The 596-nt window shown below is 36.6% G+C and carries 1 protein-coding gene and 1 pseudogene; both read right to left on the reverse strand.

The annotated features are described in order from the left end of the window. Nucleotides 1-12 precede the first annotated feature (12 nt). Nucleotides 13-255: pseudogene (locus B0182_RS15420) on the reverse strand (IS1 family transposase); the annotation flags it as partial. Further along, entirely contained in the window at nucleotides 236-538 is a 303-nt protein-coding gene (locus B0182_RS15425) for an IS1/IS1595 family N-terminal zinc-binding domain-containing protein (RefSeq protein WP_483406810.1), read from the reverse strand. The gene B0182_RS15425 and the pseudogene B0182_RS15420, both read right to left, overlap by 20 nt. Nucleotides 539-596 lie beyond the last annotated feature (58 nt).

The raw sequence follows: 596 nt of genomic DNA on the forward strand, positions 1-596 counted from the left end.
CCAAAAAGTATGCTACACCCACCCATGGTTGATATAATGAAACACCAAGTCAAATGCTTTAAGATGATTGGTTAGGTTTTTAGAGAAACAACACGTTTTTCTAAATGCTCGCCTAACAAAGGCTCTAAGCCTTGTGTTGTTGCCTTCAATACCAACGGTAAAGCGTTTGCCCACTTGTTTGATAGAGTGCTTAAAAGCAACAAGAAAGCTGTCCCAATCATCACAAGCAATTTTGTTAAAACTCATACCTAAACTCATCTATCTTTAAGGTATTGTAATGCTTTTGTCTTGGTTTGATTTGGTGATTACTGTTTGCAAGCACGCTAAATACTTTACCCTTACTGACTTGTTCAAGTATCACAATGTCAGCAATACGACAACCACAAGCTGACATTAAGCGTATTTTGTCATTGATGTAAGATTGACAACCTTTGTCAGTAAGCTGTAAATGATGAACAAACTGTCTATGACAATCTTTGCAAAAATAGCTCTGTTTGCCATAGCTTTCTATGCCATTTTTCTTTATACTAACCGACAGGCAACTTGGTCAAGGAATGGTAATTTGTGTCTTCATAACCGTAAATTACCAACTTTTG

Origin of the sequence: Moraxella bovis, from assembly GCF_002014975.1 — a bacterium.
GTDB lineage: Bacteria > Pseudomonadota > Gammaproteobacteria > Pseudomonadales > Moraxellaceae > Moraxella > Moraxella bovis.